This is a genomic window from Metabacillus flavus (genome assembly GCF_018283675.1).
Lineage (GTDB): Bacteria > Bacillota > Bacilli > Bacillales > Bacillaceae > Metabacillus_B > Metabacillus_B flavus.
On record NZ_JAGVRK010000001.1, the window covers coordinates 2,347,382 to 2,363,187 of the forward strand.

Sequence of the window (15,806 nt, forward strand, 5' to 3'; positions counted from 1 at the left end):
GTTAAACTTGGCTGTTGATTTCCGTTGCAGGAATCAACATCAGGCTTTAACAGAGCCTAAAAAATAAGGCAGAACAGGGATTTACCGCCGTTCTGCCTTTGCAGGTTAATAAGCTTCGAGAATCACGTCGTCTCCTGCTATTAGTTCAGGCTCAGTCGAATTTATAATATCTTCGACTGTATACCCTTTTGCGATTTCCACCAATTTCAATCCAAGCTCGGTAACATCCAGTACAGCCCGGTCCGTAATAATGCGGTGTACGACTTTTTTTCCTGTAAGAGGCAATGAGCACTCTTTTAAAATCTTTGGAGAACCGTTCTTGCTGACATGTTCCATAATGACGATGATCCGCTGTGCGCCATGAACAAGGTCCATCGCGCCGCCCATCCCTTTAATCATTTTACCAGGTATCATCCAATTTGCCAGGTCTCCTGTTTCTGAAACTTCCATCCCGCCTAAAATCGCCAGGTTCACATGGCCTCCGCGGATCATGCCAAACGATTCGGCGCTATCAAAATAGGAAGCTCCTGAAATGGCGGTGACCGTTTCTTTTCCAGCGTTTATCAAATCCGGATCTACATCCCCCTCTTCAGGATATGGTCCGATGCCGAGCAGGCCGTTCTCCGATTGCAGCACAACCTGCTTGTTTTCCTGGATATAATTTGCAACAAGGGTCGGCATCCCGATTCCAAGATTCACGTAGAAGCCGTCTTGAATTTCTCTTTCCGCACGCTTTGCTATTTTTTCTCTGACCAGCACTTTATCTTCAATCATGACCGTTCCCCCTCATCCCGTTTTCTTTACAGTCCGGCGCTCGATTTTCTTCTGCTGCTCTCCGACTATGAGACGCTGTATGTAAATCCCTGGAGTGTGGATTTGATCCGGTTCAATGTATCCGGTCTCAACAAGCTCCTCCGTCTCTGCGATCGTAATTTTACCGGCTGCTGCAATCATTGGATTGAAATTACGCGCGGTCTTATTGTAGATGAGGTTCCCCATTTTATCAGCCCGGTACGCTCTTACAAGGCTGAAGTCAGCTGCGAGCGCTTCTTCCAGAACATATTCTTTTCCATGAAAGGATCTTGTTTCTTTTCCTTCCGCTACCTCGGTTCCATATCCTGCCGGAGTAAAAAAGGCCGGAATTCCCGCTCCGCCTGCACGGATCTTTTCGGCTAGTGTTCCCTGCGGAAGAAGCTCGACTTCCAGTTCTCCTGCAAGAACCTGGCGTTCAAATTCCTTATTCTCACCGACGTAAGAGCTGATCATCTTCTTTATCTGCTTGTTTTTCAGCAGCAATCCAAGACCCCAGTCATCCACACCGCAGTTGTTCGAAATAACCGTCAAATCTTTTACACCCGTTTCAGCTAAAGCCAAAATTAAGTTCTCGGGAATCCCGCAAAGACCGAATCCTCCGACCATTAAGACCGCACCATCACGGATATCCTCTACTGCCTTTAAAGAAGAATGATAAACCGGCTTCATCCCATTCCCTCCCTTAGTTTACGTTCTCAACGATTGTCGCAACGCCCTGACCGCCGCCAATGCACAATGTCGCGAGGCCTTTTTTAGATCCTCTCCGCTTCATTTCATGAATCAGGGTAACAAGGATTCTCGTACCGCTCGCTCCAATCGGATGTCCAAGAGCAATGGCTCCTCCATTGACGTTTAAAATCTCTTTATTAAAATGAAGCTCTTTATCCACCGCCAGCGTCTGCGCTGCAAATGCCTCATTCGCTTCAATTAATTCAATTTCGGAAAGCTCAACGCTCGCCCGTTCCAGCGCTTTTTTCACCGCTTTGACCGGCCCGATGCCCATAATGCTCGGGTCCACACCAGCGTTTCCGTTGGCTAAAATTTTTACAAGAGGTTTTACGCCCAGCTCTTCAGCTTTCTCGCGGCTCATCACCACCACCGCAGCTGCTCCATCGTTAATACCCGACGCATTTCCCGCGGTAACGCTTCCATCCTTCTTGAACGCAGGACGCAGCTTGCCAAGACCTTCTGCCGTTGTCCCTTCCCGCGGATATTCATCCGTATCAAAAATAACGGGATTTCCTTTTCGCTGCGGAATGCTGACGGACACAATCTCATCCTTAAATGTTCCTTCCTTAATGGCGCGTACCGCTTTCCCCTGGCTTTCTGCGGCAAACTGGTCCTGTTCTTCTCTCGTAATGCTATATTGATCAGCCAGATTTTCAGCTGTCATTCCCATATGGTAATTATTGAACACACAAGTCAAACCGTCAGAGGTCAGGCTGTCTACAAGCTTTTGATCGCCCATACGGAAACCATCCCGTGCGCCTTTAATCAAATAAGGAGCCTGGCTCATATTTTCCATTCCGCCTGCTACAATGACATCCGCTTCCCCAGCTGCGATTGCCTGGAATGCAAGATGGACAGCTTTTAATCCGGATCCGCATACTTTATTTATGGTCATGGATGGAATATCCTCTGGCAATCCGGCTTTCATTGCAGCCTGTCTGGCAGGGTTCTGGCCGATTCCTGCCTGCAGAACATTTCCCATAATGACTTCATCTACATGCTCCGCAGGCACTCCGGCTCTTTCCAATGCATCTTTAATGACGATGCCTCCAAGCTCAGGTGCTGAAACCCCCTTAAGTGCACCTCCAAAGCTTCCCAAAGCCGTTCTTACTGCGCTTACGATTACGATTTCTATTGCATTCATTTTTTCATCCCCTTTGCAAAAATTCCAATACTCTGAAAATACCATTTGCTTTCCCCTTTATTTTCCTACTAAAATAACAATATGTAAACCCTTACAATTAGAAGGAGGCGCGAAATTTGAACTTTCCCGCAAGAGCAGATCTCATTGAAGTCGGACCAAGAGACGGGCTGCAAAATGAGAAAAACCTGATTCCGACTGAAAACAAGCTTCAATTTATTAAGGCTTTGAAGGAAGCAGGCTTTAACGAAATGGAGATTACCTCCTTCGTTTCCCCAAAATGGGTACCTCAGATGGCAGATGCCGAAGAGATTGTGAGATATGGCTCTGCTGCTGGCAGAAATATCGTTCTGACACCCAATGAAAAAGGGCTTCAAAGAGCATTGGACAATGACTGCCGTGCTGTCGCCTTCTTTGTCGGTGCAAGCAATACATTTAATCAGAAAAATATTAACCGCACAACAGAGGAAAGCATGAATTCACTCCTTCCGTTAATAGCAAAAACGAAAGATCGCGGACTGTTCATTCGTGCCTGCATATCTACATCCTTCTATTGTCCATACGAAGGAAAAATCGAAGAGGAACCTGTTCTTGAAATCTGCCGTCAGTTCGCTGATGCAGGAGTGGATGATTTAAGTGTTGCCGATACAATCGGAATGGCCAACCCTCAGGAGGTCTACTCCCTCTTTTCCCGCTTAAAGCAGGAATTTCCCGAAACCTTAATCACCGCTCATTTTCATGATACAAGGGGACTTGGACTAGCGAATGTACTGGCTGCTTTGCAGGCGGGAGTCGACCGGTTCGATACCTCTGCCGGCGGCCTCGGGGGATGTCCCTTCGCTCCCGGAGCAAGCGGCAATGTGGCGACAGAGGATGTTCTTTACATGCTTCAGGAGATGAAGATCGAAACCGGGATTTCACTTGAGAAGGTTTTAAAGGCGGTAAACAGCATTGAGCCGTTTCTTAATAAAGCGATTTCCAGCAAGCAATATACGCTATGGAAAGCCCAAACGGCAGAAAAAGCGCAATGATGCATCGACACTCTCAGGGGGTGTCTTTTTTTTTAGCACATTGAGGAGGACGTATTATTTTTAATCTTTTCAGCATACATGTAAAATGTGACAAAAACCTTTTAAAGGGGGAAAAACCAATGAAGAAGCTTGTAATCGGACTTGGTGCAGCCCTCTCTTACATCGTTTCTGTCGGGTTCTTTTTCACTCATATGATGATGTATTCGAAAAAGAAAACGGATGAAGAGATAATCGAAAAGGAAAAACTCGGCGGCCATTTTGTCCAAAAGGATTTCGATGAGCTTGAGAAGAGGAACGTGAGCATTCCTTCCAGGTTTGGGTACAGCATTAAGGGCTATCTGATCGCTCCTTACAAAGAGAAAAAATTTGTCATCGTCAGCCATGGTGTCACGATGAACCGGTATAATTCCATTAAGTATATGAATCTGTTCCTTGACCGGGGCTATAACGTCCTGATTTACGATCACCGGCGGCACGGTGAATCCGGAGGGAAGACAACGAGTTACGGATACTATGAAAAATTCGACCTGCGCTCTGCCGTCCATTGGCTGAAGCATCAATACGGCGAGAACATTACCCTCGGTATCCATGGCGAATCTATGGGAGCTGTGTCCATGCTTCTATACGCAGGCATCCTGGAAGACGGGGCTGATTTCTACATAGCCGATTGCCCATTCGAGGATTTGGAGCAGCTGCTTCTTTACCGCCTTCAAGCTGAAATCAGTATTCCTAAATGGCTTGTCATGCCAATCGCCCGTCTTTTTCTAAAATGGCGTGACGGGTATAACATGGATGATGTTTCACCGATAAAAATCATAGACCAAATTCAAAAACCAATCCTATTTATTCACGGAAAAAAAGATGGGACCATTCCCTTTTCCTCTTCCATTCATTTGTATAATCAAAAAACTGGTTTAAAAAAGATCTATATCGCTGAGAACGCAGAACATGCGATGTCCTATACGAGGAATCAAACTGAGTATAAGCAAAGGATTAAGCTCTTTCTGCAGGAGAGCGGCATCGATGAAAAGGCTGACTAAGCTGGTCCTTTGGTTGTCCACTTCAGTCAGCTCTGCATTTCAATACTTTTCCACTCTTCTGCTTTCTCTGCGCTTAAACTTTTTATGATAGTATACATACAATCCCGCCCCAAGCAGAAACACGCCTGCAAACACCCAAACCGGATTTCCCCAGTAAAAGACTCCTTTGACGTAAATGAAATCAGTGTACCGTATTCGGTTAAGTTAATGGACGTACTAAAGAACCCCCTATTTCTTTCTTTTCAATCTATCAATCGTTAAAATAGATATAGACTAAGTCCTGAATGGAGGATGCATGAATGAAAAAGCTATGGATCGGCCTCGGCATCGCCCTCTCATACATATTCATCGTTGGCTTCTTTTTCACGAATATGATGATGTTTATTAAGAAGCGGACCGATGAGGAAATTCTGGAACGCGAAACACTGGACGGGCATTTTATTCAAACGGATTTCGATGAGCTTAAAAAATCAGAAGTGACGATTCCTTCTAAGTACGGATACGACGTCAAAGGCTACCTCGCCGCACCTTACGAGGAACGCAAATTTGTCATCATCTGCCATGGTGTTACCGTAAACCGCTACAATTCAGTAAAATACATGAATTTGTTTTTAAAGCGCGGCTACAATGTCCTGATCTATGATCATCGCAGACATGGCGAATCCGGAGGGAAAACAACAAGCTATGGACATTATGAAAAATTTGATCTGCAGTCTGTTGTCCATTGGCTGAAAAATCAATACGGCCAGGATATTACCTTAGGAATCCACGGAGAATCCATGGGATCGGTTACCATGCTTCTTTATGCTGGAATGCTGGAAGACGGTGCTGACTTCTACATTGCGGACTGTCCATTTGACAGCCTGGAAAAACAGCTGCTCTACCGGCTTAAAGTAGAATTCCGCCTGCCCGGTTTTCTCGTCATGCCGATCGCCCGTCCTTTCATGAAATGGCGAGATGGATATTCCCTTAAAGAGGTGTCTCCAATTCAATTCATTGACCGGATTAAGAACCCAGTTCTCTTTATCCATAGCAAAGGCGATGCTTACATTCCATCTGAATCGTCACAGCTGCTGTATGAGAAGAAAAACGGTGCTAAAAAAATCTACTTTGCTGAAAAAGGCGATCATGCGATGTCATTTACAGAGAATAGGGAAGAGTATGAGAGGATTTTGGATGAGTTTTTGGAAGAGGCTGTGCAGCATACTACCTATTAAAATAGACCTTTAACGAGTTTATAAATCGGGGTTTTAAGCTAATTTTCTGCTTAGAACTCTTTTTTTCTTTCTGTCTGCCATATGGGTTTCATGACCGAATTACATTTCGCGATTCCTATTTTCCATATTTTGAGATATAATTCTAACAGGAACGAATGTTCTTTTATTTTGTTTGGAGGAATTCTATTGAAACCTAACCTCACTTTAGATACACCTGTGCAAGAATTTAAAGACTATTATTGGCTTAAGGAAGAATTGCAGTCTTTTTGCAGAAAGCATGGATTATCACCCTCTGGTTCCAAATCGGAGCTTTCATCAAGAATTGAACTATTTTTGCAGACAGGGGAGATTTTAAAGCCGCTTCGATCTCCTAGGAAAAGAGAGTCCCATAGCCAGCTGAGTCTGGAAACGGTCATCACGGAAAATCATCGCTGCAGTCAGGAAGCAAGAGTCTTCTTCAAGACGGTGATTGGACCGAAGTTTCATTTTTCCACTTACATACAGAACTATTTTAAAACGCATGCTGGATATACATACAGGGACGCGGTATACGCCTGGCATGAAGAAGAGGAGCGGAAAAAGGAGTCCTCTTATAAAACGGCTATTGCCCCTCAATTCGAATACAACCAGTTCACCCGTGACTTTTTCGCAGATCCTGCAAATAAAGGGAAAACCCGCAAAGAAGCCATTGATGCATGGAATACGGTCAAAAACCTTCCTGGGAGCAATCGTTATAAGAACGGACTGTGATTCGCATTAAGCAGGAGAAGCGAATTCGTTTCTCCCTTCTCTATTATTCTTTCAAATTTTCCTTGTAAGGAGAGATGATCTCATGTCAATAAAAACCATCCTCATCACCGGTGCGTCAAGCGGATTTGGAATGCTCGCTTCCCTTGAATTAGCCAAAAGAGGCCACTTTGTGATTGCAGCTATAAGAAATATGGATAAATCAAAGGAACTTATAAAATTAGCAGAGCATAACGGATGTGCAGAAAAGATTACGATCCATTCTCTGGATGTGACCAGTGCAGACTCGATCGAGGCACTCCAGCAGTTTCTGAAAAAGATCCGAAAGATTGATGTCCTGATCAACAACGCGGGATTTGCCTTCGGAGGGTTCAGTGAGGAAATTACGATGCTTGAGTTTAAAGAACAATTCGAAACGAATTTCTTTGGTGCCATCGCGGTAACTCAGGCTGTTCTTCCTTTCATGCGCGCCCAGAAAAGCGGAAAGATCATAAACATGAGCAGCATTAGCGGACTGATCGGCTTTCCGGGTCTGTCCCCTTACGTCTCATCCAAGCATGCACTTGAGGGATTTAGTGAAAGCCTTCGTTTGGAAGTGAAACCGTTTGGCATTGATGTCATGCTGATTGAGCCGGGATCCTTTTCAACGAACATTTGGACCACCGGGAAAAAAGTGGCGGAGGTATCAATGGACCCGCATTCTCCCTACTTTTCTTATATGACAGGAATTGAAAATGAGCTCAAACGAGGAAGCGCAAAATATGGCAATCCAATGGATGTGGTGCAATTAATAACCGTTCTATGCGAAAAACGCAGGGTGAATAAGCTCAGATATCCGATTGGAAAGGGAGTCCGGCTAACACTCCTTTTAAAAAGAGTATTGCCTTGGCGTATTTGGGAATCCATTATCATACGCAAACTTTTGCCGGAAAAATAAAAAAGAACCCGTCCATCATGGGTTCTTTAAGCGCGGCTTGACTGTCTGCGATGGCGGTATTGCTGCCATTGGAAACGGATAAAGCATCCAATGCAGAAGCCCAGTATTGCTATAAAGGCTGAGAGGGCAACCATTGCCGTAAAAACATAAGCCAGAATCATCCAATTCATGACGTAGCCAATATAGCCAAGAGCAAGACAGCTAACGGCTATCGCCTGGTTAAACTGCTGCTGATCAAAATCCTCCGGAATGTATGCGGATGCCGGTTTTCTAAGAAACAGTCCGGCCGTCTTCATGACCGGATTAAATTTAAAAATCAAGCCCATCAATCCTGCTGCTAACGGTATAAGCAGTATCCATCCCCATCCAGTAAGCCATGCTGCTAAAACAGAAAGTACGATGAACCATTGATTGGTCATAACGAGAGGTTTCGGAATGGTTTTCATAAAAACCCACCTTGTCGATTGGAATATAAGTATTTTACACCATTCTATCCTTTTTGGGAAACTTGCTGTTTTCTTTCTCAAGCTTCAAGTAAACGACAGATCCAGCCAGGGAAAAAAAGCTCCCCAATATGATTACAGCATGTGTACCTGCCCTTTCAGCCAAAACACCCGCCATAAAGGCCGCGAGCGGCATAAGCGCCCATGTCATAAGCCTGCTTGTTGCCTGAACTCTCCCCAAAAAGTGATCTGGAGTAAGCTCTTGCCTTATTCCGGCGATACAAGGATTCATCACCGCAGCTGCTGCCGTTCCAACTGCATTCAGTATGATCAGCAAAAAGAATTGTTCGGTCAGAGCAAATATAAAAATGGAACACCCGCCTATAAGAGACGAGAGAAATAGAAGCTTTCGATTTGATATCCTTTTTTTGAAGAGTCCTGCCGCCATGGCCCCCGCTACCGCGCCAGCTCCGCTAAAAGAGAGCAGCAGTCCGATTTCCCATTCAGAAAGACCAATTGTATCTTTTAAATGAAAAATCAGCATCGTCACAAAAAGAGTTGTTCCAACTACAGACAGAAGCAGCGCCATGTTCGTATAAAAAATAGGCTTCGTCTTCATGACAAATTGAAAGCCCTCCACTGCATCGTTCCAAAAGGAGCGCTTTACTTTTTGAGAAATAGGAATGGATTTAATCGGGATCAATAATATGGACAAATACGCGATGAAAAAGCTAACACTGTTGATCAGCAATCCAATACCAGGATTGTACAAGCTTATTACCAGTCCCCCAATGGCCGGTGCCATTAGGACAGATGTGTTAAGGATCGATGAATTAATGGAATTTACGGCCGGTAAATCGGTTTTTCTTACGAGTTTAGGTATATAGGCAAACTGTGCAGTATGATACACCTGGCTAAAGATTCCGATTACAAAAACACCAAAGAACAAATGCCAAATTTCTAAAGCACCAATAAGATGCAGAGTACCCAAGATTCCTGTTAAAAGACATCTCCCTGCATCACAGATCAGAAGAAGCCTCCTTCGGTCCATCCGGTCTGCCAGGATCCCTGCTGCCGGCTGAAGGAGTATTGGCAGACGTTCGGCGGCAGCGGCAACCCCCATCATTAAAGGCGACCCCGAAAGAGCGAGTACGATCAGCGGTACAGTGATCAAATAGACCTGGTCTCCGAAAAATGAAATAAAATTACCGCTCAAAAGCCTCAGAATCTCTCTATTTTTCTTCAGCTCCGGTTTTGTGTCCCCGATTACATAAGCACGTTCCCCCACCCATCTTCACTCCCTTTCCAGAAATTGGGTGAGTTCTTCAGAAAGCGTTTGAAGCGAGACCTGTCTCAGGAAGTACTTAGATTCTTTTACTTCTACGAGCCTTGCACTTTTAAGCGTTTTTAAATGATGATGAATCGTTGTTTTCCCCATTCCTAGTTCATCTGTTACTTCCTGCAAAGTCCGCCCTTTACCGGAGAGCATTTTAATGATTTTTAACCTGATTTCATCTCCAAGCGCTTTATGTTTTTGAACGAGCGAGGCAGGCGGAATAAACGGATCATTCGGATAGATGCTTTCATTGGATGCCGGATAATAAAATACTTTCGTGTCTTCAAAATCCGCTTCAATATTCCACGGACGGTAAATGGTGTGGGGAATGAGCAGAACGTGATGAATACTCGGCTCAGGAGGATAAGACCTCCCCTCTGTCGCCCATTCTACAAACGCCTCAGGTTTCATTTTCTCCGCCATCTTGCTTTTGGACTCAATATCTCTTTTCAAAATGATGTTCAGTTTTTCTTCATCAGGCTTTACTGCCGCCTCATACCAGCCGGTAAGCATATCTATTAGATGCATCTTCAGCTTTCCCGGATCCTCCTTGCACACCAGCTCAATATAAGCCGGGAAAAACGGATTCCAGCTTGCCGCTTTTTGCAGCTCAAGCAATGACACTTCATCTCCCCCCGCAGCTTTTTTTCTCGTTTTCTGTAAGCGAGAGCCAAGGAATGGGAGACAAATAAATTTGAACGCTTCATCTGAAAGGGAATTTATGGAGGCTGCGAACGATGAAAGATCTTCAAAGTTCTCTTCATGCAGCAGCTGAAGAAGCGCCTTCCATGTGTTGTTTTTCTCTGCAAAATCAAGATGATGCAGCATCTCTTCCGGTAGAGAATCTTTTATTCTCTTCCACTCTGCCTCCGGCTGCTCAAGCGTCTTAATCAGCGGAGTGTTCGTGATGGCTGCAATGCCAAGTGCAGCCTCCCATAATAATGAATAGCGAACCTCAACCTGATAGGTTTCTCGTTCTCTTCCTGTCTCAAAAACAAACTCCATTTCCATCACCTCTGCTTATATTCTATATTTTTAGAATATTAAATTCAATATAATTAGAACTTTTTTCGAAAAAGCTTTGAACATAAGGGATTTTTACCTTTTACAGCGAAAGAGGGCTAGAGATTGATAGCCTGCTTTCAAATCCCCCAGTTTTTTTCTGGCGGATTTAGCTGACAAGCATCTTATATGATTTTGACCCTGACAGACTGCACCTTACCCACAAAAAAAAGAAGCGCCTAAGCGCCTCTCTCTTCATAATACATCCGTTACATCTTCCATATTTTCGCGCATCCAGGTGATGGCATCATCAATTGTCGGAAATTCCTGGGCCTGGAACGTCATTTCGTCCTGCAGGAGCCAGACGTTCTTTTGCTCGTCATGGATTCCTCCGATTGACCAGTGCATCAGACTGAATGGATGATTGTTGTTTAAAAATGATACCCATGTTTTGTCCTGGGCAATGTTTTTCATGGATTGGAATTTGTCTTTTTTCATGGTGTCTTCCTCACTTAACGACTAAACTCATGCGCGGATTGAGCATTTGTGACGGGCTTTTCAGCGCAAAGGTATTGGCGGATTCAAGAAAATCAACGGTCATGTTTTCATCTAAAAAGACCAATTTTGTCTTTTCCAAATAGACCGGTACAAAATTGGTTTCAATCTTCAAATCATCCTCTTCTGTTTCCTTCACAAGCCAAAGTGCTGCGACCCCGGATACGACACAGCCGCATCCCTCTGTATCATACTTCAGCTTCAAATGAGCTTCCGGGTTTTCACTTAAGCTTGGCGCAATTCGTTCAATTGCCTTTTCTGTAAATGTTACATTCATGTCCTGCACCTTCTTTTAGATGATGTATGGACAGTGTACCACAATCTGTGGTTTAACGCCCTACTTGTGCAAAGGGCCGTTGCTTTTTCAGATGGTTGGGATTAACATTAGAGTATCTTTTTTCTGGAAAGGAGGACACTCGTGTCTAAAGTTCAAATCAAAATACTGGATAATGGCCCTTTCCGTGTAACTGGAGATGTGGAGCTTGTGGATGCAGAAGGCAATGTGTATCCGGCCAAGCCCGCTTTCTCCTTGTGCCGCTGCGGTCAATCTCAAAACATGCCTTATTGTGATGCTACTCATAAAGGCAAATTTGACTCATGCGTGCGCGCTGAAAAAGAACTGGATTAATTTAATTAGGGGGATGGGGAAATGAAGGTTCGAGTTTTAAAGCCTGTTTTTGCCGATTCAGCAAGCAAGCTGGTTCATACAGCCAATCAGTTTGAGGAAAGAATCCTCATTAAAAAGGAGCATTGGGTCATTGACGCAAAGAGTTTGCTTGGCGTTTTGGCTCTATCTCTTCAGCCTGGCGAGACAGTTGAAATTGATGCTGAAGGCAATTCAGCTGCTGGCGAAGCGTTTATTGAACTCGGGATTTTTGAAAAATAATCCTTAAAAGCAAGGACCAATTGGCCTCTTCCAATTGGTCTTTTCCCGCTCAATCCTCATACTCCTCAATCTTCACAACGTTTTTGAGCAAAATCGTCTGCCGCTTTCCTTCTGCGTTTATAATACGGATTGCCTGTTCAAGCTGATCGAAAAAATGAATGTACCCGGTGTACGGAACGAGCTGCTCATGCTCGTGAACGGTGAAACGCAGCGGATGATGATTTTCCATTGCGATGCAGATAATTTCGTTAAACTGCTCAAGCTGCTGTTCATCCATTTCCGGCTTCGCTGTATACCGCTCTTCCTCTTTCCACTGCCGAAGCAGCTTTACGTGCTCAGGCAGCATCATAGATGTCCATTTGATGTTTCCCCGGTCGCGGATCATGTTCTTTCTCCTCCTTCCTTATGCTTTGTGCCCGCCTACAAGTGTAGCCCGGTGTCTTGCCGTTCCCGCTTTCGTGTAGGAAACCGCCCGGAGCAGGGAATCGGAGCCGTATTTGCTGCGTATGGAGTCCATAACATACCCGAGCTCGCGCTGCTTTTCCCGGTTTGGCTGAAACAGATTCAGCTGGCTTTCTGTGTCCTCTTCGATGTTCGAGAGAGCAATGGAAATTTTCCGTACTGTCTTTCCGTCATAAAATTCCTCAAAAAGCTCCAGGCAGGTTCTGTAAAGATCCATCGTAATATTCGTCGGCTCCTCCATCGTACGGGACCGGTAAAAGCCTCCGCCCAATTCATCCTTGCTGTAGCCGATGCCAAAACTGATGGTCCGGCCGGCCCGGGAGTGATGGCGGGCTCTTCTCGCCACCTCCTCGCACATCTCAAGAATGACATGCTTTACCTCTTCCGGATCCGTGTAGTCGCGCATGAGAATCTGGCTTTTGCCGAAGCTGATCTGCCCCTGCATAATCGGTTCGCCGATATCGGACAAATCCACGCCCCAAGCATGATAGTAAAGCTGATTACCCATAATGCCGAATTTCTTCTCCAGCATTTCAAGCGGATAATTAGCCAGCTGGCCTATGCTGAAGATTCCCATCCGGTTCAGATTTTTCTCCATCCTTCCCCCGATCCCCCACATCTTGCTCAGAGGCTTCAGGCTCCACAGCTTTTTCTCCACGTCATCATACGTCCACTCTGCGACGCCTGTCTTTTTCGCATCTGTATCGAGGCAGACCTTGGATAAAAGCATATTAGGTCCAATTCCGATTGCGCATGGGAGCTGAAATTCCCGCTCCATTTCATTTTTAATCTTCCAGGCAATCGTATGGGCGTCGCCCCACAGGTGCTCGACACCGTCGACCTGGATAAAGCTTTCGTCTACACTGTAAATATGAATCGCTTCTCTCGGAACATAGCGGTGAAACATTTTGGAAAGTTCAGTTGAAATGCGGATAAACATCGCCATTTTCGGGTTCACAACGTGGATCCGGGGATCATCCGGAATTTCAAATTTTCTCGATCCTGTTTTAATATTGAAGTCCTTTTTCAAATGGGGAGATGCGGCCAGTACCACACTGCCCTGCCGTTCGGTGTCCCCGACGACAGCAAGATAGCAGGTATGCGGATCCAGTCCCATCAGGACCGCTGCGCAGCTCGCATAAAAGCTTTTCATATCAACGCAAAGGATTTTTTTTTTGGGAAGCTGGTCATAATCCATCGCACTTACCCCTCCAATAAGAATATGTGTTCGTAGTTCTATTATACCGCTAATCATAATCGAATAAACGTTCGTCTTCAATGGTATTTTTTGCCGAACAGTGAAAAAGTGAGGATTTTCAATACGCAAACCATTCCATCTGCTGAAAAATCTTTTTTAAACAGAAGGAGTTATCATATAATGTGAGGAAATAGAAAGCAGGGGTGACGATGCAAAAAGAATGGCTGGAGAAAATGCTGATCCGTGCCTTCAAGCAGTATGGACGCGACTTAGAGGAGCACCCGCTTCCGGAAAAAGAAATGGTTTCATTTATTGAGGATTTAAAACATGCAAAGGATGAAGAAACGGAATATTACGAAGTTATTGAAGATCTCGTGTATGAATATATGGTGAATAAGGACGACTGCAGGTTCTAATACGAAGCAGGGGTGATGAAATGAGTCTGGGAACCGTGTATCTCAATGTTGTGATCAACCGCTTTAAAGGTGTAAAAAGCTTAGGTGACCGGGCAATGGAGCAGTTAACTGAACAGGATTTGCATTGGAAGCAAAACGAAGAAACAAACAGCATCGCGATCATTGTCAAGCATCTGAGCGGCAACATGGTTTCCAGATGGACCGACTTTCTCACAACAGACGGAGAAAAACCTGACCGCAGCCGTGAACAGGAATTTCTGAACGATTTGGGAGACAGAGCGGCTGTCATGCAGGTTTGGGAAAACGGCTGGAATGTATTGTTTCGGACACTCGATCAGCTCACGGAGGATGATCTGCTAAAAGAAATCTATATACGGGGCGAATCCCACGTGGTGATGGACGCGATTGAAAGGCAGATGGTCCACTACGCCTATCATACTGGACAGATTGTGCACATTGGAAAAGAACGGAAGAATGCGAGGTGGAAAAGCTTAAGTATTCCGAAGGGAGAGTCGGAAATTTTCCTAAAGGAAATGCTGGAGAAGCATCGGAAAAGCTGATTAGGGATTAGATGCTATTGGATACTGGAGACTTTTTTAAGCGGGGGCAATCCTCAAGCCGGCCCGCTTAGATTAGAGCCTTTCTTAACAGCACAGGCCCAAATAAACCCGTACCCCTCATGGGCACGGGTTATATTCATGGTTTTTATTAAGCCTGCATCGCAATCCATTCTCTCCGCAGAATCCCCATCACAATGCGGTCAAACGCTTTCCCATCTCTGAGAACGGTTTCTCTCAGGCGGCCTTCTTCTGTGAATCCAGCTTTGCGGTAAGCACGAATGGCTGGTTCATTGTAAGAGATTACATCAAGACCAACACGGTTCAGATTCAGCTCATAAAACGCGTATTGCAGAAGCAGCTGAAGCGCCTCGGCACCGTAGCCTTTTCCCCGGTTTTCTTCCTCGCCGATTCCGATTGCGAGAAGGCCGCATTGATTGTTCCATTCAATGCTGTGAAGGGCGGCAAATCCAAGCAGCTGATCCTCTTCATTCGTTCTGATCCTGAATTCAAGTGCTTTTGAAGGAGCATCCGGAACTTTTGGAAAGGCGTAATCGGTATCGACCATCCTAAGATAATGGCTGTTTCGCCAGTTGTTCATGTCCTCTATGTCTGCGCTCCTTGGTGCGGTAAGACTGATCGTTCTTCCTGTAAATAAATCGATCATTTGTTTCATGTCCCCCTCATTTTAGGGGCTCAGACGGTGCCGGCCCCGCTATTTTTAAAATTGGTTTTCAGCACGGCAATCATAGGCGCATCTCCTCTTATTAAGATATGTGAATTATATGACAATTCAGCGTGTAAATCAATCCCGAATGGAATATAATGGTTTTTAGAAAGGGAGGAAGAATGAATGAAGTCATCTGTCAGGCAGGCTGCGATTTATGCTGTGTTTTTACTTTTAGCTGCATCGTTATTGTATAGCGGTGCACGTTTCGGAGCCCAATTAGAAAAAGAAGCGGAAGAAATTTATGATATGAGAACGTTTTGGGCATTTCAAACTCTCTTTCCTATAGCAGCCGGGATGCTGTTTGCGGTTCCTGAGCTGATATTGGACTTCTGGAGAGAAGGACGCTGGAGAATCAATTGGCTTAAGCTCTTGATATTTGGTCTGCCTCTTGCATACGTAACAGGAGGAAGCTTACAATTTCTCACCGGAGCAAATCTCCTGCCCTTTTCTGATTTTTTCACAGGAGGATTCGGGACCTTACAGAGTCTTATGATGAGTACCATTTGCGCCACTGCTTTCGGGTATATTCTCCTTTCATGCGTAAGAAAGCAGCCCGGATAAGAGCT

Annotated in this window: 21 protein-coding genes; 10 read left to right on the forward strand and 11 right to left on the reverse strand. The window is 45.0% G+C overall.

Annotation, left to right across the window (positions count from 1 at the left end; translation table 11 throughout):
* Window positions 1–105 precede the first annotated feature (105 nt).
* From J9317_RS12090 to J9317_RS12100, 3 genes are read right to left on the reverse strand one after another with little or no spacing between them, the layout of a single operon-like run.
* A complete protein-coding gene (locus J9317_RS12090) occupies window positions 106–774 on the reverse strand; it encodes a CoA transferase subunit B (protein ID WP_211558932.1) in 669 nt (222 codons plus the stop codon).
* Window positions 775–786: 12 nt separating this feature from the next.
* A complete protein-coding gene (locus J9317_RS12095; protein WP_211558934.1) occupies window positions 787–1,482 on the reverse strand; it encodes a CoA transferase subunit A in 696 nt (231 codons plus the stop codon).
* Between the two features lie 13 nt (window positions 1,483–1,495).
* Window positions 1,496–2,686 carry an acetyl-CoA C-acetyltransferase gene (locus J9317_RS12100; protein WP_211558936.1) on the reverse strand — a complete coding sequence of 397 codons (1,191 nt, stop codon included), beginning with the start codon at window positions 2,684–2,686 and terminating at the stop codon, window positions 1,496–1,498.
* Between the two features lie 116 nt (window positions 2,687–2,802).
* Here J9317_RS12100 and J9317_RS12105 point away from each other — a divergent pair, with 116 nt between their 5' ends.
* From J9317_RS12105 to J9317_RS12125, 5 genes are all read left to right on the forward strand, one after another.
* A complete protein-coding gene (locus J9317_RS12105) occupies window positions 2,803–3,714 on the forward strand; it encodes a hydroxymethylglutaryl-CoA lyase (protein ID WP_211558938.1) in 912 nt (303 codons plus the stop codon).
* Window positions 3,715–3,833: 119 nt separating this feature from the next.
* Window positions 3,834–4,754, forward strand: a complete 921-nt coding sequence (locus J9317_RS12110; protein WP_211558940.1) for an alpha/beta hydrolase — start codon at window positions 3,834–3,836, stop codon at window positions 4,752–4,754.
* Between the two features lie 299 nt (window positions 4,755–5,053).
* Window positions 5,054–5,971, forward strand: coding sequence for an alpha/beta hydrolase (locus J9317_RS12115; RefSeq protein ID WP_211558942.1), 918 nt, complete (start codon window positions 5,054–5,056; stop codon window positions 5,969–5,971).
* 186 nt (window positions 5,972–6,157) lie between these two features.
* Window positions 6,158–6,721 carry a DUF6434 domain-containing protein gene (locus J9317_RS12120; protein ID WP_211558944.1) on the forward strand — a complete coding sequence of 188 codons (564 nt, stop codon included), beginning with the start codon at window positions 6,158–6,160 and terminating at the stop codon, window positions 6,719–6,721.
* Between the two features lie 82 nt (window positions 6,722–6,803).
* Window positions 6,804–7,655 (forward strand): oxidoreductase, encoded by an 852-nt coding sequence (locus tag J9317_RS12125; RefSeq protein ID WP_211558946.1) that lies wholly within the window; start codon window positions 6,804–6,806, stop codon window positions 7,653–7,655.
* A 26-nt stretch (window positions 7,656–7,681) separates the two neighbouring features.
* On the opposite strand, the gene J9317_RS12130 is transcribed toward J9317_RS12125, so the two are convergent.
* The 5 genes from J9317_RS12130 to J9317_RS12150 form a co-directional block, all read right to left on the reverse strand.
* On the reverse strand, window positions 7,682–8,101 hold the full coding sequence (locus J9317_RS12130; protein ID WP_211558948.1) for a DUF4395 domain-containing protein: 420 nt from the start codon (window positions 8,099–8,101) through the stop codon (window positions 7,682–7,684).
* A 34-nt stretch (window positions 8,102–8,135) separates the two neighbouring features.
* On the reverse strand, window positions 8,136–9,386 hold the full coding sequence (locus tag J9317_RS12135) for an MFS transporter (RefSeq protein ID WP_211558950.1): 1,251 nt from the start codon (window positions 9,384–9,386) through the stop codon (window positions 8,136–8,138).
* A gap of 6 nt (window positions 9,387–9,392) precedes the next feature.
* The gene (locus tag J9317_RS12140; protein ID WP_211558952.1) at window positions 9,393–10,439 is read right to left on the reverse strand and encodes an ArsR/SmtB family transcription factor; all 1,047 of its coding nucleotides are present in this window, start codon (window positions 10,437–10,439) and stop codon (window positions 9,393–9,395) included.
* A gap of 252 nt (window positions 10,440–10,691) precedes the next feature.
* Window positions 10,692–10,934, reverse strand: a complete 243-nt coding sequence (locus tag J9317_RS12145) for a DUF2552 family protein (protein ID WP_035404181.1) — start codon at window positions 10,932–10,934, stop codon at window positions 10,692–10,694.
* Between the two features lie 10 nt (window positions 10,935–10,944).
* Window positions 10,945–11,268 carry an iron-sulfur cluster biosynthesis family protein gene (locus J9317_RS12150; protein ID WP_211558954.1) on the reverse strand — a complete coding sequence of 108 codons (324 nt, stop codon included), beginning with the start codon at window positions 11,266–11,268 and terminating at the stop codon, window positions 10,945–10,947.
* Between the two features lie 141 nt (window positions 11,269–11,409).
* Between J9317_RS12150 and J9317_RS12155 the strand changes: the two genes are divergently transcribed.
* Complete coding sequence (locus tag J9317_RS12155; protein ID WP_211558956.1) at window positions 11,410–11,619, forward strand: CDGSH iron-sulfur domain-containing protein; 210 nt, start codon at window positions 11,410–11,412, stop codon at window positions 11,617–11,619.
* Window positions 11,620–11,640: 21 nt separating this feature from the next.
* Window positions 11,641–11,877: an HPr family phosphocarrier protein gene (locus J9317_RS12160; RefSeq protein ID WP_211558958.1), complete on the forward strand. Its 237-nt coding sequence runs from the start codon at window positions 11,641–11,643 to the stop codon at window positions 11,875–11,877.
* A gap of 49 nt (window positions 11,878–11,926) precedes the next feature.
* On the opposite strand, the gene J9317_RS12165 is transcribed toward J9317_RS12160, so the two are convergent.
* Together J9317_RS12165 and J9317_RS12170 are read right to left on the reverse strand one after the other, a co-directional pair.
* Window positions 11,927–12,262, reverse strand: coding sequence for a YolD-like family protein (locus tag J9317_RS12165; RefSeq protein WP_211558960.1), 336 nt, complete (start codon window positions 12,260–12,262; stop codon window positions 11,927–11,929).
* A gap of 18 nt (window positions 12,263–12,280) precedes the next feature.
* Window positions 12,281–13,537 carry a Y-family DNA polymerase gene (locus tag J9317_RS12170; RefSeq protein WP_211558962.1) on the reverse strand — a complete coding sequence of 419 codons (1,257 nt, stop codon included), beginning with the start codon at window positions 13,535–13,537 and terminating at the stop codon, window positions 12,281–12,283.
* A gap of 209 nt (window positions 13,538–13,746) precedes the next feature.
* Here J9317_RS12170 and J9317_RS12175 point away from each other — a divergent pair, with 209 nt between their 5' ends.
* Together J9317_RS12175 and J9317_RS12180 are read left to right on the forward strand one after the other, a co-directional pair.
* On the forward strand, window positions 13,747–13,953 hold the full coding sequence (locus tag J9317_RS12175; RefSeq protein ID WP_211558964.1) for a YqzH family protein: 207 nt from the start codon (window positions 13,747–13,749) through the stop codon (window positions 13,951–13,953).
* A gap of 20 nt (window positions 13,954–13,973) precedes the next feature.
* On the forward strand, window positions 13,974–14,513 hold the full coding sequence (locus tag J9317_RS12180) for a DUF1572 family protein (protein ID WP_211558966.1): 540 nt from the start codon (window positions 13,974–13,976) through the stop codon (window positions 14,511–14,513).
* Window positions 14,514–14,661: 148 nt separating this feature from the next.
* Here the strand turns inward: J9317_RS12180 and J9317_RS12185 are convergent, their stop codons facing one another.
* Window positions 14,662–15,186 carry a GNAT family N-acetyltransferase gene (locus J9317_RS12185; RefSeq protein ID WP_211558968.1) on the reverse strand — a complete coding sequence of 175 codons (525 nt, stop codon included), beginning with the start codon at window positions 15,184–15,186 and terminating at the stop codon, window positions 14,662–14,664.
* Between the two features lie 177 nt (window positions 15,187–15,363).
* On the opposite strand from J9317_RS12185, the gene J9317_RS12190 reads away from it, so the two are divergent.
* On the forward strand, window positions 15,364–15,801 hold the full coding sequence (locus tag J9317_RS12190; protein WP_211558970.1) for a hypothetical protein: 438 nt from the start codon (window positions 15,364–15,366) through the stop codon (window positions 15,799–15,801).
* Window positions 15,802–15,806: the final 5 nt, after the last annotated feature.